Annotated in this window: 18 protein-coding genes; 2 read left to right on the plus strand and 16 right to left on the minus strand. The window is 64.1% G+C overall.

Annotated elements, in window-relative coordinates:
* Positions 1-7: 7 nt before the first annotated feature.
* The 15 genes from PE058_RS11175 to PE058_RS11245 form a co-directional block, all read right to left on the minus strand.
* Entirely contained in the window at positions 8-277 is a 270-nt protein-coding gene (locus tag PE058_RS11175; RefSeq protein WP_020087882.1) for a hypothetical protein, read from the minus strand.
* Between the two features lie 66 nt (positions 278-343).
* A complete protein-coding gene (locus PE058_RS11180) occupies positions 344-607 on the minus strand; it encodes a DUF1344 domain-containing protein (protein ID WP_020087881.1) in 264 nt (87 codons plus the stop codon).
* Positions 608-783: 176 nt separating this feature from the next.
* Entirely contained in the window at positions 784-2,142 is a 1,359-nt protein-coding gene (locus tag PE058_RS11185; protein ID WP_271028409.1) for a HAMP domain-containing sensor histidine kinase, read from the minus strand.
* 13 nt (positions 2,143-2,155) lie between these two features.
* The gene (locus PE058_RS11190) at positions 2,156-2,833 is read right to left on the minus strand and encodes a winged helix-turn-helix domain-containing protein (protein ID WP_020665397.1); all 678 of its coding nucleotides are present in this window, start codon (positions 2,831-2,833) and stop codon (positions 2,156-2,158) included.
* Between the two features lie 173 nt (positions 2,834-3,006).
* Entirely contained in the window at positions 3,007-6,081 is a 3,075-nt protein-coding gene (locus tag PE058_RS11195) for an efflux RND transporter permease subunit (protein ID WP_271028410.1), read from the minus strand.
* A 12-nt stretch (positions 6,082-6,093) separates the two neighbouring features.
* Positions 6,094-7,209 carry an efflux RND transporter periplasmic adaptor subunit gene (locus PE058_RS11200; protein WP_083929299.1) on the minus strand — a complete coding sequence of 372 codons (1,116 nt, stop codon included), beginning with the start codon at positions 7,207-7,209 and terminating at the stop codon, positions 6,094-6,096.
* A gap of 462 nt (positions 7,210-7,671) precedes the next feature.
* Positions 7,672-8,199, minus strand: coding sequence for a hypothetical protein (locus tag PE058_RS11205; protein ID WP_020087876.1), 528 nt, complete (start codon positions 8,197-8,199; stop codon positions 7,672-7,674).
* Position 8,200: 1 nt separating this feature from the next.
* Positions 8,201-8,407, minus strand: a complete 207-nt coding sequence (locus PE058_RS11210; protein ID WP_020087875.1) for a TOBE domain-containing protein — start codon at positions 8,405-8,407, stop codon at positions 8,201-8,203.
* A gap of 126 nt (positions 8,408-8,533) precedes the next feature.
* A complete protein-coding gene (locus tag PE058_RS11215; protein ID WP_020087874.1) occupies positions 8,534-10,813 on the minus strand; it encodes a TonB-dependent receptor plug domain-containing protein in 2,280 nt (759 codons plus the stop codon).
* Positions 10,814-10,922: 109 nt separating this feature from the next.
* Positions 10,923-14,231 (minus strand): error-prone DNA polymerase, encoded by a 3,309-nt coding sequence (locus tag PE058_RS11220; protein WP_271028411.1) that lies wholly within the window; start codon positions 14,229-14,231, stop codon positions 10,923-10,925.
* A gap of 73 nt (positions 14,232-14,304) precedes the next feature.
* On the minus strand, positions 14,305-15,858 hold the full coding sequence (locus PE058_RS11225; RefSeq protein WP_271028412.1) for a Y-family DNA polymerase: 1,554 nt from the start codon (positions 15,856-15,858) through the stop codon (positions 14,305-14,307).
* A complete protein-coding gene (locus PE058_RS11230) occupies positions 15,767-16,573 on the minus strand; it encodes an ImuA family protein (RefSeq protein WP_020087871.1) in 807 nt (268 codons plus the stop codon). The genes PE058_RS11225 and PE058_RS11230 overlap by 92 nt, the downstream gene beginning before the upstream one ends.
* An 84-nt stretch (positions 16,574-16,657) precedes the next feature.
* Positions 16,658-17,137 carry an SRPBCC family protein gene (locus PE058_RS11235; protein ID WP_271028413.1) on the minus strand — a complete coding sequence of 160 codons (480 nt, stop codon included), beginning with the start codon at positions 17,135-17,137 and terminating at the stop codon, positions 16,658-16,660.
* Between the two features lie 44 nt (positions 17,138-17,181).
* Positions 17,182-18,108, minus strand: coding sequence for a choline/ethanolamine kinase family protein (locus tag PE058_RS11240; protein WP_271028414.1), 927 nt, complete (start codon positions 18,106-18,108; stop codon positions 17,182-17,184).
* Positions 18,109-18,135: 27 nt separating this feature from the next.
* Positions 18,136-20,562 carry a GcvT family protein gene (locus PE058_RS11245; RefSeq protein WP_271028415.1) on the minus strand — a complete coding sequence of 809 codons (2,427 nt, stop codon included), beginning with the start codon at positions 20,560-20,562 and terminating at the stop codon, positions 18,136-18,138.
* 186 nt (positions 20,563-20,748) lie between these two features.
* Here PE058_RS11245 and PE058_RS11250 point away from each other — a divergent pair, with 186 nt between their 5' ends.
* Complete coding sequence (locus tag PE058_RS11250) at positions 20,749-21,522, plus strand: inositol monophosphatase family protein (protein ID WP_271028416.1); 774 nt, start codon at positions 20,749-20,751, stop codon at positions 21,520-21,522.
* 46 nt (positions 21,523-21,568) lie between these two features.
* On the opposite strand, the gene PE058_RS11255 is transcribed toward PE058_RS11250, so the two are convergent.
* Complete coding sequence (locus PE058_RS11255; RefSeq protein ID WP_020087866.1) at positions 21,569-22,357, minus strand: DeoR/GlpR family DNA-binding transcription regulator; 789 nt, start codon at positions 22,355-22,357, stop codon at positions 21,569-21,571.
* Positions 22,358-22,562: 205 nt separating this feature from the next.
* Between PE058_RS11255 and PE058_RS11260 the strand changes: the two genes are divergently transcribed.
* Positions 22,563-23,513 carry an ABC transporter substrate-binding protein gene (locus PE058_RS11260; RefSeq protein WP_271028417.1) on the plus strand — a complete coding sequence of 317 codons (951 nt, stop codon included), beginning with the start codon at positions 22,563-22,565 and terminating at the stop codon, positions 23,511-23,513.
* Positions 23,514-23,575 lie beyond the last annotated feature (62 nt).

A 23,575-nucleotide genomic window follows, 5' to 3' on the forward strand; every position in this document is an offset into this window, starting at 1 on the left:
TGGAAACTCAGACAGCGGGTAGGATCTTCACAGCGATCCGATGCCCATGACTCTCACGATACTGAATGCGAACGTCCTCGCCCCTGCGCAGGCTCATGGCCGTGAGGCGGGGATTGTAGCGGTAAGTCTGGCTCTTCACCGTCAGGTGGTGCGCGCGCGGGTTGAGGTGCTGGATGCGGCCAGTCACCTCGTGCGGCGCGGGGCTTGCCGCCGCTGCTGCACCTGCACCTGTCGTAATCGCGAGGGCAACGACACCAAGCTTCTTCAAACGTGTCATGGATGTATTTCCTAGTTCATCACGAGTTTGGATCGTGGGGGGATGGGCTTGCGGAGGGATGGTCGATTACTTGGCGTGATGGACCTTCGAGGCGACCATCTTGCCGTCTTTCGTCTCGTAGGTGATCGCGACCTTGTCGCCGGCCTTGAACTTCTCGAGCTTCACGTGGCTGTTGATCTCGAACGTGCTTCCGTTGGCGAGGGTCAGCTCGTGCTTGGCCGTATCGGTGGATTTGACATCGCCCGTCATCGTCTGCGACGCGGCGAGGGCGGCCGTGGACAGGGCGGCCATGCCGGCGAGCACGAGCGGAGCAACGCTTTTCTTGAACATCGGACTTCTCCTCATTTGCTGAGCCATCTCTTCTTGTCGGGGCGGCCCATGCAGAGACTTATGCGCCCCTAAGCTTGCCGCTCCTTGGCCGGGGACATACGGATTCGTAAGAGAGGCGTAAGCTATTGATCGGGCTTAAAACTCTTCCTGTTCGGAATGCCGATTCCAGGTGCGGCTCAGGCCTTGGGGAACGAAATGGCGACGTGCAGGCCAGGTCCGCGATCCTGGAGCGTGATCCGCGCGTCATGCAGCTCCACGATGGCGGCTGCCAGCGTCAGACCGAGGCCGCTGCCGGGCGTCGAGCGGGCCCGCTCGAGCCTATAGAGGCGGCGGAAAACTTTCTCGCGCTCCTCGACGGGAATGCCGGGGCCGGTGTCGGATACCTCGGCCCTGTAGCCGTCCGGCTCCGCTGAGAGGCCGAGGGAGATGTTTGTTCCTGCCGGGCAATGGCGGATGGCGTTCTCGACGAGGTTGGCGAAGAGCTGCAGCAGCAGTTCGCGGTCGCCTTTCACGATAGCGGGAGCGTGGCGTCCGTTGCTCCAGGTGAGGTGATGGCCGGCATCCTCGGCCACAGCGGCATAGACGTCGGCCACGTCGTCGAGCACGGAGCCGAGGTCTACGTTCGCGAAGCGCGCCTTGCGGGCGCCAGCCTCGATCTGGGTGATGCGCAGAAGCGCGTCGAAGGTCTCGATCATGGCGTCGAGGTCGGCGAGGGTGTCCTCGATCGTCAGGCGGAACTCCTCGGCCGACCTCGCGCTGCGGCGGGCGATGTCGAGACGCTGGCGCAGGCGTCCGACGGGCTTCTTGAGGTCGTGGGCGATGTCGGACGAGGATTGGTTGACGTTTTCGATGAGCTTCTGGAGGTGATCGAGCGTGCGGTTCACCTGCGCGCCGACGTGATCGATGTCGTCGCCTGTCTGGGTCAACGGTACGCGGGCGGCGATCTGTCCTTCCGAGACGGCGGAGAGCGTTTTCGCGAACGCATCGATGCGATGCTGCGTGTTGGCAGCGAGGTAGGCGCCGCACAAGGCGCCGAGCAGCGTCGTTGCGATGAGGCCGATGCCCAGCACCTCGAGCAGGAACGTCTGCGTCCGGCGCAGCTCACGGTTGCTGCTGCCGACCAGGAGGCGGCCTTTCGAGACGGGCTGCCAGAGGGCGAGAAACTTATCGTCCGGCTCTCCATTGTCCCAATCTGGCTGAATGTCCTCACGCTCGAGCGTCAGCCAGTCGTTGGACTGGCGGATGTCGTGCACGTTGCCGGCGACGTGGCGGCCGTTCTCGTCCACGAGCTCGAAGATGAAATCCGCATCACGCACGGACTCGCTTTCGCTGGTAACGACGGAGGCGAGATCCTCGAATGCTTTCTGCCGGTCGACCACGAGGAGCGCATCCATGGTCTCCTGCGTGCGCACACGGATCTGCTCGCTCAAGCGTGCGGTGAGGCCGAAGAACAAGATGGCAAACAGCACGATGACAGTGGTGGCGAACAAGGCAGTAAACGTCGCCGCCAACCGCAAGGGCGTTCGCTTCAGCACGATGTCATCCCTGTCATGGGCCTTCGTGCAGACTGTAGCCGCTGCCGCGGATGGTGTGAATGAGCTCGCTGTCGAAGGGTTTATCGATCTTGGAGCGGAGGCGGGAAATGTGCGTCTCGACGACGCTCGTCTTGGGATCGAAGTGGAAGCACCAGACACGCTCGAGCAGCATGGTGCGGGTGACCACCCGACCCTTGTTGCGCATCAACACCTCGAGCAGGCGGAATTCGCGCGGCTGGAGATCGATCTCGGTGGTACCGCGATAGACCTTGCGGCTGATGAGATCGAGCGCGAGGTCGCCGACCTTGAGGCGGGTTTCCTCTCCCTTGAGGTGCGGGCGCCGTGCGAGCGCGTTGAGGCGGGCCAGAAGCTCCGAAAAGGCGAAGGGCTTCACGAGATAGTCGTCGCCGCCGGCATCCAGTCCGTCGACGCGGTCGTCCACGCCGCCGAGCGCCGTGAGGAAGATGATGGGAACCCGCCGGCCGGCGGCCCGGACGGTTTTGACGAGGGCGAGGCCTTCGAGGCCCGGCAGCATGCGATCGACGATCAGGACATCGTAGTCTTCGCCCATGGCGAGGGAGATGCCGTCGCGGCCGTCCGGCGCGTGATCGATGATGTGGCCTTCTTCCTCCAGACCTTTGACCACGTAGGCGGCGGTGTCGGGGTCGTCCTCAATGAGGAGCACGCGCATGGCAGGCATCCTGTGCGATGACCTCGCCGGTGGTCGGAGGGAGCCCGGTCGATCCGGTGAGGGCTGACGAGTCGTACCCTTCAGTATAGGTGCCGGACCTGTTCTGCCTCTTACGGGCTCCTTACAGTTTCGTAAGATGGCTCCTGGTCAGGCTCTCTTTTTTGCAGCCCTGATCAGGCCGGCAGCTCCCGGCCCGTGAGCGGCGGCGTCTCTATTTCGTTCTCCTCTGGCTTGTGCTCGGCGGCGACCACCAGATAGATGACCGGTAGGATGAAGAGGGTAAACAGGGTGCCGATGGCCATGCCGGACACCAGCATGATGCCGATGCTGTTGCGCGCTTCCGCGCCCGCGCCCGTGACGAAGACGAGCGGCAGATGGCCGAACACGGTGGCGGCCGTGGTCATGAGAATGGGACGCAGGCGTGTCTTCGCGCCTTCCCGTATGGCGGCCAGCTTGTTGAGGCCCTGCTTCTGCAACTCGTTGGCAAACGCGACGATCAGAATGCCGTTCTTGGCGATGAGGCCGACGAGGGTGATCAGGCCGATCTGGCTGTAGATGTTAATGGTGGTGTAGCCGAGGAAGGTGAAGACGAGTGCGGCGGACAGCGCCAGCGGGACAGAGCCCAGCAGCACCACGAGTGGATCGCGGAAGCTTCCGAACTGAGCGACGAGCACCAGGTAGATGAGCAGGATCGCGAAGCCCAGCGTGCCGGCGAGGGTGGCGCCTTCCTGGCGGATCTGGCGGGATTCACCGGCGTAGTCGATCGTGTACTCGGGAGGCAGGATGGAGCGCGCGGCCTTCTCCAAAGTTTCGAGGGCGGCCGCCTTGGTGACGCCCGGCACCACGCCGCCGTAAACCCGGAAGCTGTCGGCTTGCTGGAAGCGGGCGAGAGTGCGCGGCGCCGTCTTCGTCTCGAGGCTCGCGACGGCGGAGACCGGGATCTGCTTTCCGTCGCGGGTGCGGATCTTGTAGTCGAGCAGGCGCTCGGCCACGGCGCGGGCACTCAGGTTGACTTGCGGGATGACCTTGTAGGCACGGCCTTCGCGCGTGAAGCGGTTGACGTAGTTGCCCGAGATCAGGATGCCGAGCTGGCGGCCGACATCCGCGAGATCGAGCCCGAGGTCGGCCACGCGCTCGCGATGCACAGTCACGAGCACTTGCGGAAGATCGATCTTGAGATCGGTATCGGCGAACATGAACTGTCCGCTGGCAAACGCGGCGCCGACGAGCTTGGCGGCATAGTCGGCCATCTGCTCCGGCGTGCCGGGTCCCTTGAGCACCAGCTCGACGTCGTAGTTTCCGGCGCCGGGCAATGCGGGCGGCAGCACGGGGAAGATCTGCAGCTCCTTGATCTTCGAAACGGCGCCGTAAACCTGGGGCTGGATCTCCTTGGCGGTGCGCGCGCGCTCGTGCCAGTTCTTCAGCATGAAGCCGCCGAAGCCGTTCGAGGGGAAGACGATCTCGAACATGCCGTCGTATTCGGGCAGGTCCTTGCCGATCTTCAGGACCTGGTCCATGTGGCCCGCGGTGTAGGCGAGCGAAGCGTCGGGCGCTGAGTTGACGATCAGCAGAATGAAGCCTTCGTCCTCGACGGGCGCCAGCTCCTGCGAGGAGAAGTGATAGAGGGGCACGGCGAGCAGGCAGATGAATGCGCCGAACGCGAGCACCTGGCCGCGCAGGTTCAAGACGACATCGAGGCAGCGGCCATAGCCGTTCGCGAGGCGGTCGAGCATCCGGCCGACGAAGCGCGCGTAGCGGCCTTCGTGCCCGCCCTCGGCCGCCGTGTAGGCGCTCATGATGGGCGAGAGCGTGATGGCGACGAAGCCGGAAACGATGACGGCGATGGCCAGCGTGAAGGCGAATTCCTTGAAGAGCACGCCGGTCAGGCCAGAGAGGAAGCCGATCGGCGCGTAGACCGCCGCCAGCGTGATGGTCATGGCGATGATGGGCGTGAACAGTTGCCGCGTGCTGACCAGGGCTGCCTGAATACGGCCCATGCCGTTCTGCATGTGGCGTGAGACGTTCTCGACCACGACGATGGCGTCGTCGACCACGATGCCGACCGAGAGCACGATGGCGAGGAGCGTGAGAAGATTGAGCGAGAAGCCCATGGCCATCATCGCGGCCATGGCGCCGATGAGCGAGATCGGGATCGTGACGAGGGGCACAAGGGCACTGCGCGCGGAGCCCAGGAACAGGAACACGATCAGGCCGACGATGAGCACGGTCTCGGTGAAGGTCTTGCCGATCTCCTTCAGCGAGTTCTCCATGTAGACCGTGCCGTCATAGGCAAGCGCGATGTCGGTTCCGGGCGGCAAGTCGGGCCGGATGGTGTCGAGCGCGGCGCGAAGGGCGTAGGCCACGCTGATCTCGTTCGCGCCCGGCAGCGGCCAGACGGAGAGGTAGACCGCGTCCTTGCCGTTGTCGCGAACGTTCGCCGTCTCCTCCTCGGAGCCGAGCTCTACGCGGCCAATGTCCGCGATCCGGATGATGTGCTTCTTGTCCTCGCGGACGATGAGCTGCTCGAACTCGGCAACGCTCTTGAGATCGGTGTTGGCGAGGAGGTCGACCTGGACCTGGCTTCCTTTCGTTCGGCCCACGGCGGCGAGGAAGTTGTTGCGCAGAAGTGCTGCTTCCACCTCGCTCGCGCCGATGCCGAAGGCGGCCAGCCGATCCGCGTCGAGCCAGATGCGCATGGCCTGTGGGCGGGCGCCTTCCAGGCCCACGCGCTGCACGTCCGGAATGGTGCTGAGGCGCGGCTGGATGTTGCGCGAGAGATAGTCGGTGATTTCCGGCGGCGTCATGCTCTCGGAGGTGACGCTGACATAGAAGGTGGCGTAAGGCCGGTCGGCGCGCTGCACCTCGACGACCGGGCTTTCGACCTCGGCGGGCAACTCGCTGCGGATCTGGTCGAGCCGGTTGCCGACCTCCGTCAGGGCCACCGTGCTCGGGTGGTTGAGCTTCAGGCGCGCGGTGACGGTGCTGATGCCCGCGACACTCGAGGATTCCACGTAGTCGATGCCCGTGATCGAGGAGACCGCGCGCTCGATCGGCGTGGTGACGAAGCCGCGAATGCTCTCGGCAGATGCGCCGATATAGACGGTGGTGATGAGGATCGACGAGCTTTCAATGCGCGGATACTGCTGGATCGGAAGCTGCGTCGCGGCTCTGATGCCGATCAGCACCAGCGCCAGATTGACGACGATGGCGATGACAGGGCGCCGGACAAAGATTTCGATGGCGCGCATGGGCTCGCTTCCTCAGTTGACGCCGACGTCCGTCGAGGGAGCGGGGGCCGGCATTCCGGCATCGACCAGGAGGCCTTCACGCAGCTTGAACGATCCCGAGGCGGCGATCAGCTCGCCTGCGGCTAAGCCTTTTTCGATCGCGATGTCGTCGCCCTGGACGGCGCCCGTCTGCACGGTGCGCTGGCGGGCGCGCAGCTTGCCGTTCTCCTCGACGAGGACGAAGACGTGCTGGCCGTTCGGCGAGCGGCGGACCGAAGCGAGCGGCACCATGACGGCGGTGCGCGGCTCGGACGTTCTCACGATCACATCGACGAAGGTGCCGGGGCGGAGCTTCTCGCCGAAGCCCGCTGCGGCCGCGCGGAAGCGGATCGAGCGGTTGGAGCCGTCGGCGCTGTTGTCCTCTGCGATGATCTTTGCCGTGGTCTCTCCGCCCGGAACGGCGGGGCCGGAGAGCGTCACGACGGTTCCCGGACGTATGGCCACGGCGCTGTCCTGGGGTAGCGAGAAGTCCACGTAAGCGTCCGCCGCCGTGCCCTGGAGGGTGACGATCAGCGTGCCTGCATCGAGATAAGCGCCGGGCTGCCAGTTGGTGATGCCGACGCGTGCGCGGAATGGCGCGGTGATACGCTTCTTGTCGACGATCACCTCGAGATTGCGGGCGCGCGCCGTCGCGGCGTTGAATTCCTCGCGCGAGCGATCCAATTCCTGCGCGGAGAAAGCGGCGCTGCCGCGCAGGCTCTCCCGGCGATCGAGCGTGAGCTTGGCGAGGCGGGCATCCGCTTCCGCCGCGGCGAGGGCGGCCTGCTCCTGGCGGGTGTCGAACTGGACAAGAAGGTCGCCCTTCTCGACGATGGCGCCGGACGTGAAGCCGATCTCCGAGATCGCGCCTGCGATCTCGTTCTTCACTTCGAGCTGACGCAGAGCAACGACAGTGCCGATGGCGCGCGTCACGGCAGACCACTGGCCTTCGCGCGAGCGGGTCGAGAGTACCGATTCCACGGGCTCCGGCGTCGCCTCGCCGGCGGCGATAGCGGTCTTGATCTCGCTGTATTTGTAGAACCCCAACCCGCCGGCAATTCCGGCGACGGCGAGGATCACGACCGTCCAGGCCATGATATGCCTAAGCATGCTGTCCTCGGGCAATTCTGTACGTCATCAAGCAGAATGCGGGGTGTGTACGTCTTGCAGTGTCGAAGGAATGCCAGGACGCTCCCCGTATCCGAGCTTCCTAAATTTCATCTGTGAAACAGTTTCCCGCCGATTGTCCCTGCGCAGAATGGCATTGCGAAGGCTTCGCGGCGGGGTTTCAGGAACGCTCAGCTCAAGGACGTGCGAGAAGATGCGCGCCCGACATCGCGTCCGGACTATTTTGCCGTTGTTACGGTGCTTCTTTCCGCCGGGCCTGCGTCCGCGGTCAAGCGATATGTTGCCTGAAGTACAGGCAGCGTCCGCGGCCTGCGGCGAGTCCGCTCCAAGCGTGACAAGTTTATCGCAATTTAACCGTGATTTCCAAGCTAATGGCGAGCTGTTGCGTATTCCCGGTTGCAGCGGGAGCAGGGCCGCAACAGCTTCAGAACCATCCGCTGTCGGTCAATCGGCGGCGGGCGTGAGGGTGAACCTGACGGTGTCCTTGTGGAGCCCGTGCACCTGGACGGAAAACGGACCCGAGCCGATCTCGAAACGAACGCTCTTGCGGATCCATTCGCATTCGATTGCGCCGGTGTGCGCCGTTGCTTCGAGGGGCTTTCCGTTCTGCACGACGTCGATCCATCCATGGCCCGACAACGTGATCTGATAATGGCCAGCTTCGGGGAGCTTGTCGAAGCTTACGATGCCGCCGAAGGCTTCTGCATCCTCGGGCTTCGGCGTGCTTGTGGGATTCACGGCGAAAGGCACCTTGGATGCCGGCTGCAAGGCGACCTCGATCGCCTTGTCGGCGGGCGGGGCAGGCAATGTCGCGCCGGAGGCGACTTTCTCGCTGCCCCCCTTCATCCAGGCCAGCTCCTTGGTGAGAGGCCAGAGGAAGCCGTCGCAGCCGGTTCCTGGTGCGGCGAGGGCGGGAAGGGGAGCGGCCAGCAGAGCGCTGCAACCGGAAAGCAGGATCAGAAGTTTACGCATCTCATTCCACCGCGACCATCACATCGGAGGCTTTGACGACGGCGGACGCCGTCATGCCCGGGGCCAGTTTCAACTCGTCCACGGCTTCATTGGTGATCGAGGCCGTGATGACGCTGCCCCCGAGATCGATCCTCACATGCGCCGTGGTCGCGCCTTTCTTGATGTCGACAATTTTGCCTTTGAGCACGTTGCGTGCGCTGATCTTCATGGCCGTGTTCCTTATCCTCCTGGCGCGATATTTTCACGTATATAGCACTCGCGGACTGGATTGGGGATGGCCTTGGATCAAACTTCGGGCCACTCGTTCGCGGGAGCAGCCCGAAGCCGTCGTTATCTAGAACTTCACCCTCGCGTTGGCGAAGAACTGGCGGCCCGCTTCGGGGAAACCTTCCACGAGCTCGTAGTTCTCGTCCGTGAGATTCGTGCCGCCAATCGCGGCGGAGAAGTTCTCGCTGAACTTGTATTCGGCCTGCACGTTGAGCAGGGCGTAGGCGCCTGTCTCGATGTAGGTGCGCGTGGTGCCGCTCGTCACGATGCTGTTGCGATCGCTTGCGAGGGCAAGGCTCGGCGTGATGGTCAGGTTCGGCAACGCGGTCCAGGCGAGGTACAGGAAGCCTTCGTGGCGAGGTGTTCCCTCCGGCTTGGTGCCGGGCGTGATGTAGTCGTAGTCCCGCTCGAGGTAGGCGTAGTTGCCGCCGACACGGAGGCCGGGCGCGAGATCCCAGTCGACTGAGATTTCGGCGCCGTAGTGCGTGCCGTCAACGTTCTGGTTCTGGCTCGTTACGTTGCCGCCATTGATGATGTAGGCGGATTGAATCGCGTCTTTCAAATCGGAATAGAAGATTGCAGCCGAGACGCGTGCCTGATTGAAGAGCGTGTCCGATACGCCGAGCTCGTAGTTGGTCGAGCGCTCGGGGGCGAGATCCGGATTGGGCGTGGCATACCCGAAACGCGTGCTGTAGCGCTCGAAGACGGTGGCAAAGCGGGTGCGGCTCGAGACCGTGGCGTGCACCTTGCCGTCCTCGGAGTAACTGTAGATCGCGCCACCCTGCCAGTTCCAGGCGTCCGCAGTGGTGACGTCGTTCTGGCGGATGGTCCCGGTCAACGGCGGGTTCGCGCCGGCTACGTAATCCTCGGCTTCCTTCACGTCCTGATAGTCGTAGCTGATGCCCGCGATGATATCGAGGCGCTTGCTGGCATGGAGCGTGTTCTCGAGAGCGAACGACCACGTATCCTCGACGTTGTGCTGCCAGGGCTCGACGTAGGCCGTTGCGCTGTCCGGGCGCGCGAAGTTTCGCTCGGAATGATTGTCACGGCGATAGTGAATAGCCGCCTTCGTGGTGTTGTAGGGAAGGAGCTCCGTGCCGAACTCGAGGAAGCCGCCGTAGGCATAATCCTCGTAGTCGCTGTTGAAGGTGTAGTTGGCGAGCTGCGTCGAGTAGGGCGGAATGACCGCCGTCGGCGCGTTGAAGGAGCTCAGGCGATTTTCGAAGGTGTTGTAGTAGGCGTTGCTCTTGAAATAGGAGCTTTCGCCGATCTGCGTCTTCGAGAGCCATGAGAGGCTCGTGATGTCCCAGTAGGGCCAGGTCCAATAACGCTGCGTCTGCAATTTCTCTTTGGCGACATGGAGCGGGGCGTTCTTCTCTCCGCTCTGGGTCGTATAGTTCACGCTGTATTCGTCCGTGGCATTCGGCGTGATGCCGGCCTTGGCATTGATCTTCCAGTCGCGGAAGTCGGATCCGTCACGCGCGCCGCCGTCCTCGTAGGGGAACAACGGATCGTAACCTGGCGAGCCCGGTTGTGTCGGCCTGAAGTCGTCGGACAGATTGAACGAATCCTGATCGACAATGGTGCCGCTGATCTGAGCGTAATAGCCCTTCTGACGTGTTCCGGCGTAGGCGTAGCTGCTCCACTGGTTCATGTCGCTGACGTCGCCGTTCATCACGAGGCCAGAGCGGGCTTCCACCTCCAGCTCCTTGGTGGGCTTGCGCGAGACGAGGTTGATTGCGCCGCCCATGCCCCCGGGTCCGTTCAGCACGGAGACGTAGCCTTTTTGGATCTGGATCTCGGAGAGATCCGGCGTCAGGAAGCGCGCCATGTCGAGGCGATTGTCGGCCGGCAGATAGATGCGCACGCCGTCGATAGAAAGCGGGACGCGATAGCGATCGAAGCCGCGAACGTAGATGTCACGCTCGTTTCTTCTGCCTCCGGCCGTATGCGCGACGACGCCGGGCGCCATCTCGACCGCCTGATCGAGGGATTGCTTGTTGAAGCTCCACATCGCCTCATTGGTGATGGTGGAGCCGCCGATGAGGTCCAGCTGACCGAGCGTGAACACGCCAATGGCCGGGCCTTGCGCGCCTCCGAAGCTTCCTCCGCCTTCGCCTTCCGATTGTGCGGTGGCTGCGCCTGCTCCCGATGAGGTCTGCTTTTTGCCGGTGCGGCGGCTCGCAATCGGCTCCTTCGGCGATTGCACGACGATCGGCGGCAGCGGCGTGGCCTCGTCGGCGGTGACGTCACCACCAGCGGTTACGGCGCTTTCCTGGGCGATTGCCGACGATGCTGCAATGCATAGGCCAGCCGCAGTGACTGCGGCGAATACTTTTTTGGGCATTTCACTCCCCCCAACTGCACGGGTCTCCCAGACCCAGTCCCCTTTTAGTTATATTCAGAGAAATATAACGAAGGGCAAGTTCAAATTTTCGATGGGTTGATTGACCGCATCAATGAAAGTCGCGGCTCTTGATGGAGAGCAAGTTCGAGGCTGGGGCGCACGCCGTGAGCGGAGCATCCGGACCAAGCAGATCGGGCTCGTGAAGAAGAGCGAGATCGCCGCTGAGATCGACGAAGCTTTCGGCGAGGACATGCACCACGGATCCCGCGCGCTGGAGACGGCCTCGCACGAGGATAAAGCGCGCAGACATCACCGTGCGGCGGCTTTTTGCGAACACTTTCGGCCAGATGATGATGTTGGCCACGCCCGTCTCGTCCTCGAGCGTGAGGAAGACGACCTTCTTTCCTCCGGGCATCTGGCGCGTGAGAACGAGGCCGGAAACACAGATGTTCTGATCGTTTCTCGTGCGTGTTTCATCCTTCAGATCCGCATTGGGAACGACCTTGCGATCCGTCAGACGCTTGCGGAAAAATGTCACGGGGTGTGTCTTCAGGGACAGCCCAGTGGTCACGTAATCCTCCGCCACATGCTCGGGAAGCGCCATTGGAGGCAGGGTGATGGGCGGCTCGGGGAAAAGCTCGTCTCCCTGGCGCGGGTCGAAGAGAGGGAGCGTTTCATCCTGAGACTGCGACAGCCTCTTCTTTCCATTGGGCATGCCGATGCTGGCAAGCCTGCGTGCAGACCACAGAGCTTCGCGCCGGTCCAGCCCCATCGAGCGAAGCGCATCGGCGGCGGCGAGGCGCTCTATTGTTCCATGCGAGACGCCTGAGATGGCGGCGAGGCGCTCGATGCTCGCGTAGCCGTTGCCACGCGTCGCGACGAGACCCTCCATCTCCTTTTCGGAAAGCCCCTCGATCTGGCGCAGGCCCAGGCGCACGGCAAAGCGATGGGGACCTTTGGTTGCGGGCTCGAGCGTGCAATCCCAGTTGCTGAAGTTCACGTCGGCCTCGCGCACCTCCACGTCATGGTTGCGTGCGTCGATGACGAGCTGGGCCGGCTGGTAGAAGCCCATGGGCTGGCTGTTCAGGATGGCGGCGCAGAAGACATCCGGATAGTGGCATTTCACCCAAGCGGAGGCATAGACGAGCAAGGCGAAGCTCGCCGCATGGCTTTCGGGGAAGCCGTACTCGCCGAAGCCCTCGATCTGGCCGAAGCAGCGTGTGACGAACTCGGGGTCGTAGCCGCGGGCTGTCATGTTTCGGATGAACGTCTCACGGTATTTGTGAACGTTGCCGTTGTGGCGGAAGGTGGCCATGGAGCGGCGCAGCCCGTCCGCCTCGTCGGGCGTGAACTTGGCGGCGGTGATGGCGATCTGCATCGCCTGCTCCTGGAACAAAGGCACGCCGCGCGTCCGCTTCAGCACCTCCTTCAATTCGTCCTTGTCGCCATGCCCGGGGGCCGGGGAGGGATAGACGATGGTTTCGGGGTTCTCGTCGCGCCGCTTGAGATAGGGATGCACCATGTTGCCCTGGATCGGGCCGGGGCGAACGATGGCGACCTCGATGACGAGATCGTAGAATTCCTTCGGTCTCAATCGCGGCAGCATCGACATCTGCGCGCGGCTCTCCACCTGGAACACGCCGATGGAGTCGGCTTGCGACAGCATCGCGTAGACTTTATCCGCGTCGGGGGTGCCGTCTCCCGGAATAGCCGCGAGCGTGAGCGGTCTTTCATAATGGGTGCGAAGAAGGTCGAAGCCGCGGCGCAAGGCGCTCAACATGCCGAGGGCCAGCACGTCGACTTTCATCAGGCCCAGCGTATCGATGTCGTCCTTGTCCCATTCGATGTACGTGCGTTTGTCCATGGCGGCCCGGGCGATGGGGACCGTCTCGTCGAGGCGTCGTTTGGTGAGGATGAAGCCTCCGACGTGCTGGGAGAGATGACGGGGGAAGCCGATCAGCTCACGCGCGAGCTGGATAGACTGGCGAATTTTCGGATTGGCGGGATCGAAGCCGGCTTCGCGGATGTGCGTGTCGGGCAGGCCGTCGGCGTGGCTGCCCCAGACTGTCCTGGCGATAGCGGCGGTGACGTCGGGCGTGAGGCCCATGACTTTTCCCACCTCGCGGATGGCGCGGCGCGAGCGATAATGGATGACGGTGGCGCAGATGGCGGCGTATTCGCGGCCATATCTCTCGTAGATGTGCTGGATGACCTCCTCGCGGCGGTCGTGCTCGAAATCTACGTCGATATCGGGTGGCTCCTGACGTTCGGCCGAGATGAAACGCGCGAAGAGAAGGTTGGAGGTGGCTGGGTCGATCTCGGTGATGCCGAGGCAATAGCAGACGGCGCTGTTGGCGGCCGATCCGCGGCCCTGGCACAGGATCTCTTTGCCGCGCGCGAAGCGGACGACGTCGTGGACGGTGAGGAAATAGCGCGCGTAGTCGAGCTTGGCGATGAGCGTCAGCTCCTCGCGGATCTGCTTTTCGACTTTCTCCGGAATGCCGCGCGGATAACGCTTGCGGGCGCCGATCCAGGTCAAATCCTCGAGATGCTGCTGGGGTGTCTTGTCTGGCGGCACCGGCTCGTCTGGATATTCGTTCTTGAGATCGGCCAGGGAGAAGCGGCAAGCGCTCGCAATATCGAGGGTGCGCGCCAGGGCTTCGGGATAAGCCTCGAACAGGAGCGCCATTTCTGCGGGCGACTTCATGTGCCGCTCGGCGTTGGCGGCGAGGCGGAAGCCCGCTTCGGCAATCGTGCATGTCTCGCGGATGCAGGTGACGACATCGGCAAGAGGGCGGCGCTCCGGAGTGTGATAGTGCACGTCATTGACGGCGACGAGGGGCGTGCCGGTGCGTCTTCCAAGCTCGTCGAGCATGCCGATGCGGCGAGGCTCGTCGCCTCGATGGTGATGAATGCCGGCGAGGTAGCTGCGCCCCGGCGCAGCGCGGGCGAGCTTCTCGAGATGCTGGGTGAAGGCGGGCGTAAGCTTGCGGGGCGGGAGCGCGATGAAGATCTGGCCGTCCGTAGTCGCGAGAATGTCCTCGAACGCCAGATGGCATTCGGTGTGTGTCTCGTGGGAGGCCTTGAGCCTGCTTTCGCTCAGGAGGCGGCAAAGGCGCGCGTAGGCTTCCCGGTCGCTGGGATATGCGAGGACCTCGAAGCCATTGAGGGTGACGAGACGCACGCCGACGATGAGCTTGAGACCGGCGGACTTGCGGTTCTTCCACGCCCCAAAGGCGCGCACGACGCCAGCGAAGCTGTTGCGATCGGTGATGGCCAGCGCATCGAGGCCGAGATCTTCCGCAGCGCTCACCATCTCTTCCGGATGGGAGGCACCCCGGAGGAACGAGAAGTTCGTGGTGACGGCAAGCTCGGCATAGCGGGTCATGCGCGGCCCTTCCGACAGAGGTGCGCGCATTTCTTTCTCCGAGCGGCTCTCGCCTCTCTCCGGAGAGCGTTGCCTGCGCTGAATGAGACAAGAGCGGCGCTGCTCATGCGAAGAGCCCGTGTACGAACCAGCGGGGAGTGACGCGCCCGCGCCCGGGGATGCCTTCGCGAAAGAGCCAGAAGCGATGGCCGGTGCCGTTCTCAACGAGGTAATAGTCGCGTGTCGGCGGGCAGGTCTCGCTGCGCCACCATTCGGCGGCGATGCGCTCAGGGCCTTCGGCGTGCATGATGGTGTGGACCTTGCCGCGCCAGCGCAGGCGCATCGGCGGGCCGTTGGGGATAGGCGCGACGACATCAGCCGGCTCGGGCCGTGGCAGGAGAAGCGGAGGGCGTGGGCTCTCGGCGTCAGGCCACGGCGTGGCTTTCTCCGGAGCGAGAGAGGAGGCCTGGCTGCGCTCGGGCCAATGACTGGCGACGGGTGCCAGGTTACGGACGCTCTCTGCTCCCAGCCGCTGGCGCAGAGCATCGAGCAAGTTGGTGAAGCGGCGTTCTCTTTCCGCGTCCTCTGATGCGGTGGCGAGCGTGCGCTGGCGTGGCTGGATGCGCTCGGCGACAGTGACGGCGAGGCTCAGGGTTTCGAAGCCGAAGCCTGCCTCCAGTTCGCGCGCCAGGCGTTCGAGCTTGAGGCGGAGCAGGCGCGTCACGTGCTCCGGGCTTTGTGTCGGGAGGGTTAGGCGCACGCCGAGGCTCTGGACGGCACCGTCCACGCGGTAAAGGTCCAGACGCAGGGCGCGCGCGCCGGCGTCATCCGCTTCGAGCTTGGGGACGAGGTTCTCCATCAGGCGGCCGGCGGCGGTGAGGATCGCGTCCTCCGTGCTGATGGGCTCGAGCAGCGACCGGGTGCAGATATAGGCAGGAGGCGGGGCGAGTAAGCGCAGGGGTTCGGCGGCCAGACCGAGAGCGCGATCGAGGCGTATCAGCAGCTCCTTCTCGAAGCGCGCGGCAAAGGGCGCGCGTGCTTTTCCGATGAGATCGCCGATGCGTTTGAAGCCGAGCCTGCGGAGGGTGAGGGCGGTTTCGGGCGAGAGGCGCAGCGCTGCGACCGGCAGGGGGGAAAGCGTTTCTCTTTCGGCGCCTCTCTCTATGATCCTCTCCGGGGTGCGGGCGAAGTGCGAGACGGCCCAGGCCGTGCCGGGTGTCTCCGCGATGGCGAGGCAGGACGGGAGGCCGAAGCTTCTCAGGCGCTGAGCAAGATCGGACAGCAACTCCCGCTCGCCGCCGAGCAGATGGGCAGCGCCAGTGACGTCGAGAAAAAAGCCGTCCGCTCCGCTCGCCTCCCCGAAGAGCGCGACGGAGGGCGTGTAGCGTGTGGCCCACCGCGCCAGGCGTGCGAGGGCGTCCGCGTCTGCGGCGCAGTCGCTGATGCGGACTTGAAGGGCACCGATGCGCGCTCGTGCGTCCGCCAGGCGCTCGCCCACGGCTAGGCCGCTTTTCAGGGCGGCCGGATTGAGGGCGGTGATGCGCGGAGCGTCCGTCGCGTCGGCGAGAACGAAGGGGGCTTCTGGATCAACCGGTACGCCTGAGGGACGGCGCCTCTCCGCCGCGAGCCAGCGATGGATCGGCCACTGCGGCAGCCAGACTGAAACGATGCGTGGCATGATCGAACTCCAACATCCAGGCGCGCGGCTCTCCGTTTCGGCAGCGTTCGAGGTTCGCGTGCCAGCGCCAGCCGGCGAGAAGGCCGAAGCGATCCTGTGCGCCGGGCGCCGCGCCGATGCGCCAGCGTGTGGCGGCCGTGGCCACGCTTTCCGTTTCTCCTGGCCGCAGCAGCAGAAGCGGAACGCCCGCTTCTCGGGCGGCGTAATGCAATCTCTGGCTTGCTTTGAGATCGAGCTTGCCGCCGATCGCGCTCGCCACGGCGGCGGGGGCGCGCGCCCGCACCGCTTCCTCCGTGGCCCAGAGGGCTTCTGCCGCATTTTCGGTTTCGACCAGCGTCAGGCGCGAGGGAGCGAGGCCGAGCGCGGCGAGGCCAGCTCCATGGGGCAGCCCGCAGCGGGCGAGCTTCTTCGAGGCGAGGACGAGCAGGAGCGGCGCGCTTCCGGGCGTCCGCGCCAGCAGGGCCAGCAGAAAGCCGAAGGCCGCGGGGAGATCTGCCTCGCTCGCGGTGCTGATCTCATGCACGGTGCCGAAGGCCAGGCCGCCTTGGGGGAGATGCTGGTCGAGCGCGGAGAGGCCAAACGAAAGAGCGCCTTCCCGGCCTTTCGGCACGCCTTCGACCCGGGCCATGAGGCGGCGCAACTCGTCCACCACCGCGTCGCGGCGCGCGTCGCGATGTGGGAGGCGGGCGTCAGGCGGAGAGACGGCGGGCGACATGCAAGTGGCTCTTCCCGAAGCGAAAACGGCTCAAGGAAGAGAATAGAACAAAATGGGAACATTGCAAGAGGGCTTAGCGGGCCTTCATTCCACGAAAGCTGCAAGGTTTGCCAGGCTCGAGGCGATCCCCGCCTTATGCTCGCTCTCGCCGATTCCCTCGGGAACGTCCTCGCAGACGACGGTCACCTCGGTGCCGCCGGAGACGGGCCGGAACGTCGTGGTGATGGTCATCGTGCCTCTGAACGCGGGATCGTCAGAGACGAAATCGATCTCCTCGACGATGCGCTCGCCGGGGATCAGTCCCACGAAACGCCCTTCGAACGTGTCGGTGTGGTCCGAGGTCTTGCCCTGCACCTCAGGGTCCGGCTCGGTGTAGAGGAACGACATGCGATAGCCTCCGCCCTCTCGCGGGTCGAAGGTGTGGATCTCGGCTTTCATGCCTTGGGGCGGCCGCCAGGAGGCAATGGCGGCGGGGTCCACGAATGCCCGATAGAGAGCCTGCGGGGATGCCGCGATCACGCGTGAGGCTGTGTCCGTCCTCTTCTTGCCGGAGCCTGTCGGCATGACATCACTTTCCGTACTGACAGGGCTTTCCGCGCTCTGTGCGCTCACCCTTTTGCGACAGCCGCTACGTGGCTCGCAAACTCCGGTGACGACATGAGGGCCTTGCAGCGCTCGAAGCGGCCTGTCGCGTAGGCCCAGAAGTCGTCCGCCGGGTTTTTATTGGCGTGCTGGATCAGGCCCCAGAGCGTCCAGAGAAGATCGCACATCGCCTTATAGATGACGACGCGGCCGTGCTCGGCGGCTGTGGGCGCTCCGCCGAAGTACGCCTGGATGAGCTCCGTCTCCTTGTCGGGCGTGAGCTTCGCTTCCACGATGACGTCGCCCACGTCCCAGAGCGGATCGTTCATGCCCGAGTATTCCCAGTCAACCAGCCACATGCGTCCGCCGGCATCTATGAAATTCTCGGAGAGCGGATCGCAGTGGCAGGGCGCGAGCGGCAAGGGATGGGCCTCGAGCGCCTGGCGCACGCTCTCGGCGGAGGCGAGCACATCGTGATAGCCCGGCGGGAGATCGATGGTCTTGGTCGAAAGAAGCTTCAAGTAGTCGTCGATCATGGCGAACAGCTCGAAGCGGAAGTCGAAACGCTCGCCGCTCGTATGCAGCTTGCGGAGCACGTGCGCGGCGCGCGTGGGAGCGCCCGGAATGCTCGCGAAGCCTTCGGGCGAGAGCGTCACGGCGTCCTTGATCGCGGCGGTCAGCATCAGCCCGTCGTCTGTGACCGCAATCACCTCCGGGCTGACGTTTGCGCGTGCGGCGGCACGTGCAGCGACGGCTTCGACCTTGCGGTTGATGTATTCCTCGGTGCCTGCTCCCGGAATTCGGAGAACGTGCTCGCCGCGCGCCGTTGTGACGAGGAAGACGCGATTGGTGAGGCCGCCGAGCCGGCGGATCGTGGACTGGGCGATCTCCACCGCGTTGTGAGCGCCGAGCCTGTCGAGCGCCTGCCACACGTCGCGGGTGTCCTGGTCCATGACGTTCCCCCTTGTTTTACCGACGGGCTATGCGAGAAGCCTCGCGTTGTCAGGATCGTAGATGGTGCGTGCCACGCGCGTTGCGGCGTAGCTCTTGTCGTAGGCGTGGATCTCGAATGCGGTCTCGGCGGAGATGTTACCCGGCAGCCAGCCGAAGGCGATCGTCTTGCCGACGGTGTGGCCGAAGCCGCAGCTCGCCGTCTGCCCCACGACGCGGCCATCGCGAACGATGGTTTCGCCGCCGAGGAACGGGGCGAAGCCTTCGACCGTGAAGCTGCACAGGATGCGCTTCGATCCTTCGCTCTGGATTTTTGCCAACGCGTCGCGGCCAATGAAATCCTTTGTGAGGTCGATGGTGTTTTCGAGTCCGGCGGACAGCGGATCGTAGTCGGGGCCGATCTCGGAGGACCAGTACACATATCCCTTTTCGAGACGGCAGGTCTCGATGGCGCGATAGCCGGTGTCGGCGATGCTCCAGGCTGCGCCCGCAGCGCGCACCGTTTCGTACAGGGCAGGCGCGTACTCCGTCGGCACGTGCAGCTCATAGCCAAGCTCGCCGACGTAGCCGACACGGACGGCGCGAACGGGCACGTTGCCGATCTCGATGTCGCGGACGGCGAGGAAGGGAATGGCGGCGTTCGAGAGATCGTCGTCGGAGACGCTCTGCAACACGGCGCGGGCGTGAGGCCCCATGATGTTGAGCACGGCGGTGCCCGAGGTCGCATCGCGCAGGGTGATGCGGGAGCCTGCCGGGATGTGACGGCGAACCCAGCTCGAATCCCGGACGCCGAAAGCGGAACCGCTGATCATCAGGAAGCGCTCGGGCGAGAGATGGAGCAGCGTGACCTCTGCTTCGATGCCGCCTTTGGGATTGAGCAGCGTCGTATAGATGCAGCGCCCGGGCTCGCCCGCAATGCGATTGGCGCAGACGCTGTCCAGGAACGCCGTCGTCCCCGCACCTTCGATCTCGAATTTCGAGAATGAGGTTTGATCGGTGAGCGCGACTGCGTTGCGGATCTGGCGGTGCTCGGCGCCCACGTGATCGAACCAGCCCGGTTTATCCTCGAAGCTTGAGCGTGCCTCGTCCGCGCGGTCTGCCTCCGTGCGCGCGAACCACAGTGGGCGCTCCCACCCGAAGCGCGAGCCGAATACCGCGCCGTTCTTTTCGAGCGCACCATGAAGCGGCGAGCGGCGCAGGCCGCGTCCTGCACTGCTCTCCTCGGCCGGCCAGTGGATCTTGTAGTAACTGCCGTAGGCCTCGATCGCGCGTTCGTCCAGATAGCGTCCGGTGCTGTGGGGGCGGCCGAAGCGGCGAACGTCGAAGGCCCAAAGGTCCATGCCGGGATCGCCGTCGACGATCCAGTTGGCCATGGCTTCGCCCGCGCCGCCCGATGCGGCGATGCCCGCGGTGAAGCCGCAGGCGACGAAGAAGTTGTCGAGCTCGGGGGCGAGGCCCATGATCGGCTCTCCGTCGGCGGAGACGGGAATGGGGCCGTTGATGACGGTCTGGATGCCGATCTCGTTCAAGACCGGGAGACGCTCGGCGCAGGGAAGCGCGAACAGCTCAAGCCGCTCAAAGTTTTCCGGGAACAGCTCGCGGCCGAATTCGAACGGCGGCTTTGCGTGCCAGCAGCTCTTGGTGCCGTCCTCCCAGCCGCCGATGGCGAAGGCCGCGACGTCGGGCTTCAGATAGAAATTCTTGTCGGGGTCTCTCAGCGTCGGCAGCGTCTTCGGCAGGTCGAGCTTCTTCTCCGTCAGGAAGTACTGATGCTCCACCACGCCGGCCGCGAGCGAGACGCCGGCCATGTCTCCGATGCGCTTGGCCCAGAGGCCCGCGCAGTTGACGAGGATCTCGCAGCCGATAGTGCCGTGATCGGTCACGACGCCGGTGACGCGGCGGCCGTCCTTCACGATCTCGCGCACGCACACGCCTTCGCGAATGGTGACGCCGGAAGCGCGTGCTGCGGCCGCGAAGGCATGCGTCAGCGCGTAGGGGTCTACGTAGCCGTCGGAGGGAATGAACGCTGCGCCTACCACGCCTTCTGGATTGATGTAGGGAAAGAGATCCTTGGCTTCCTTCGCCGAGAGCGCATGGCATTCGAAGCCGAAGCTCTTAGCGAGCGTCATGGAGCGGCGGATCTCGCTCCAGCGCTCGGGCGAGGAGGCGAGGCGCAACGAACCCACCTTCTTCCAGTCGATGACGCGGCCGGTCTCGGCTTCGAGCCGATCGAGCACCGCGACCGAATTCTGCATCAGGCGCGTAAGGTTGCGCTTGCCGCGGAGCTGTCCCACGAGGCCAGCGGCATGCCAGGTGCAGCCGTTGGTGATCTCGGATTTTTCGAGGACGAGCACGTCGCGCTCGCCGCGGCGGCCGAGGTGGTAGGCGAGGGAGCAGCCGACGGCGCCGCCGCCGATGATCACGATCCGGGCGTGCGTATCGAACGATGTCGCCATGAGGGAAGCGATCCTGGTTTCGAGGCCGATTTTAGGAGAATGGTCTCTGATATCCACTCAAGTCAACGAATATGTTGGTTTTAAATGTGAATGACTTTGGGTTATCTGAAAACTTGTGGTAATTCGTGGGTGTTCGCGGCAATGCGAAATAGTCATGTGCAAATGCAGCAATGAGTAGGTTTTGCGATGAGCGAAGCGGTTGAGATTTCCAATTTTGCCGAAGCGCTCGCGGACGTCGCGCGGGATCTGGCGCGTGAGCATTTCCGGTCGACCACGCAATTCGAGCGAAAGGCGGACGACAGTCCGGTCACGGCTGCCGACCGCGCGATCGAGCTCGCCATGCGGGTTGCGATCGAGGAGCGTTACCCCGGTCACGGAATCCTGGGTGAGGAGATGGGACGCCTCGCGGGCGATGCGCAGCTCTGGGTGCTGGATCCCATCGACGGCACCAAGAGCTTCATCACGGGCATGCCGCTGTTCGGCACGCTGATCGCCTTCGTGGAGGAGGGCGTGCCACAGCTCGGCATTATCGAAATGCCGGCGCTCTGCGAGCGGTGGTCGGCGTCACGTGGTGTTACGGCCTTCGGCGGAAACCCGTGCCGCGTGAGCGGCTGCCTCGCCATCGAGGACGCCCGCATCTATACGGCGTCGCCGGACATCTTCTCTCCCGCGGACTGGGAGGCGTACGATCGTCTGAGCCGCCGGGCTGCGATCCGGCGGTTTGGCGGAGATTGCTATCAGTACGGGCTGCTCGCGTCCGGGCACTGCGATCTCGTGGTGGAAGCCTCGCTGATGCCTTACGATTTCATGGCGCTGGTGCCCGTTGTGGAAGGCGCGGGCGGGCGCATCACCGATTGGGAGGGCCGCCCGCTCGGGCTTCATTCGGATGGGCGCGTGGTCGCCTCCGCCAGCGCCGCGCTGCATGATCGGGCGCTCAGGGAGTTGGCCGGAACGGCCTGATTCAAAGGCTTTATTCTCCTATTTTAATTAGGGATTCCTCGCTGCGTCAGGCGGGTTCGGCCGTGGTTTCGGCCGGTGCGACGACGATCTCCGTACCGGCTGCTTCGAACTGCTGGCGGAGCGGGGCGGGTGGCATGGCGTCCGACACCAGGAGAGAGATTGGCTCGAAATTGCAGACACGCACGCGGGCCTTGGCGGTGAATTTCCAGGCATCGGCCGCGATGACCACGCGGTCCGCGCGGTCGATCATGGTGCGGGCGACGCGGGCTTCGTCGATGTCGAAGTCCATGTAGCCGTCCTTGGGATCGATGGCGCCGATGGAGAGGATGGCGAGGTCGCCACGGAACTCACGGATCAGCTCCAGAGCCTCGTAGCCCACAGTTGCGCCGATATCGGCGCGCAGCGCGCCGCCTGCCAAGTGCACCGCGCAATCTCCGCGGCCGACCAGAGTGCGCGCGATCTCGAGCGAATTGGTGACGACGGTCAGGCCGTTCTTTTGCAGGAGGGCCTGGGCGACGTAAGTGGTCGTCGAGCCGGAATCGATGAGGAGCGTCATTCCATCCGCCACCTGCTCGGCGACGGTGCGCGCGATGGCGCGCTTGGCGGCGACGCGCTCCTTGATGCGGCGCGAAAAGGGCGGCTCGGCAAGAGCGCCTACGAGAATGACGCCGCCGTGCACGCGGTGCACCGCACCCTGCTCGACGAGGTCCTTCACATGGCGGCGCACCGTCTCGTCGGACACGTGGAGCCGTTCGGCGAGCGAGGCGATCGACTCCCGGCCGGTCACGCGAAGCGCATCGAGAATTGCGCTCTGCCAACGCGTGGGGAAATTCATGGATATATCTCCGACACTTTGCTCCAGTTTTGGGCAAAATCACACAAAAGGCAATAAAGATATGGATTGTTTATTGACATTTTGTGGCTTTTCGCGCGACGCTCAAAAAACGCGCTTTGTGGCTCGAGTGAGGTACACCGCGGCAGCCATTTCGCGCTCGAACAGTCGGTTCCTCATGTTGGATCACAAGACAAACGGGAGAAAAATGGTGATGCATCGCTCCTCGACCGCGCTCGCGGCACTTGCGCTCGCCTTGGGCTTATCGTCGCCCGCGCTGGCGGCGGATTCCAAAGACCCCATCAAGCTCACCCTGCATGACTGGACCGGGCAGCTCGTCAGCGCCCACATCATGGGAGAGGTGCTGAAAAAGGCGGGGCTCAACATCGAATACGTGCAGGCCGACTATCTCGCGCAGTTTGCCGGTCTCAAGACGGGCGACGTGCATGTGGCCATGGAAATCTGGGCGACGACCGGAAAGGAAGCGCTCGAGGAGGCGGTTGCCACCAAGCAGGTCGAGAACCTCGGCGAAACGGGAATGCTCGCGATCGAGGAGTGGTGGTATCCGCTCTACATGAAAGAGAAGTGTCCGGGGCTGCCGGACTGGAAGGCGCTCAAGGAGTGCGCCAAGGCGTTCAGCACGCCCGAGACCGCTCCGAAGGGCCGCTATGTGGGCGCGCCTGCGACGTGGGGCGGCTTCGACGATGAGCGTGTCGAGGCGCTCGACCTGCCGTTCGAGGTGGTGCACGCGGGAACCGATGCGGCGCTCTTCGCAGAGCTCGAGTCCGCTTATCAGCGGCAGGCGCCGGTGGTGCTGTGGGTTTACGCGCCGCACTGGGCGCCGATCAAATACAAGGGCGAGTGGGTCGAGTTCCCGAAGTATGAGCCCGCCTGCTACAGCGATCCTTCCTGGGGCATCAACAAGGAGAAGGCTTACGATTGCGGCAAGCCGCGCGGAGCCATCTGGAAAGCGGCATGGGCCGGTCTCAAGGACAAGTGGCCGTCTGCCTACACTGCGATCAAAGGTTTCGAGCTGAACAATGAGGAGATGGGCAAGCTTGTCGGCGACATCGATCTCGACGGCAAGAAGCTCGACGACGTCGTCGCAGAGTGGATGAAGACCAACGAGGCACGCTGGAAAAAGTGGATCGGCGGCTGACCCGCGATTCCGTTCGGCACTTTCGAGTCCGATGCCTTGGCATGATGTCGGCAGGTCCATGA

Source organism: Hyphomicrobium sp. DMF-1, from assembly GCF_027886585.1.
Classification (GTDB): domain Bacteria; phylum Pseudomonadota; class Alphaproteobacteria; order Rhizobiales; family Hyphomicrobiaceae; genus Hyphomicrobium_C; species Hyphomicrobium_C zavarzinii.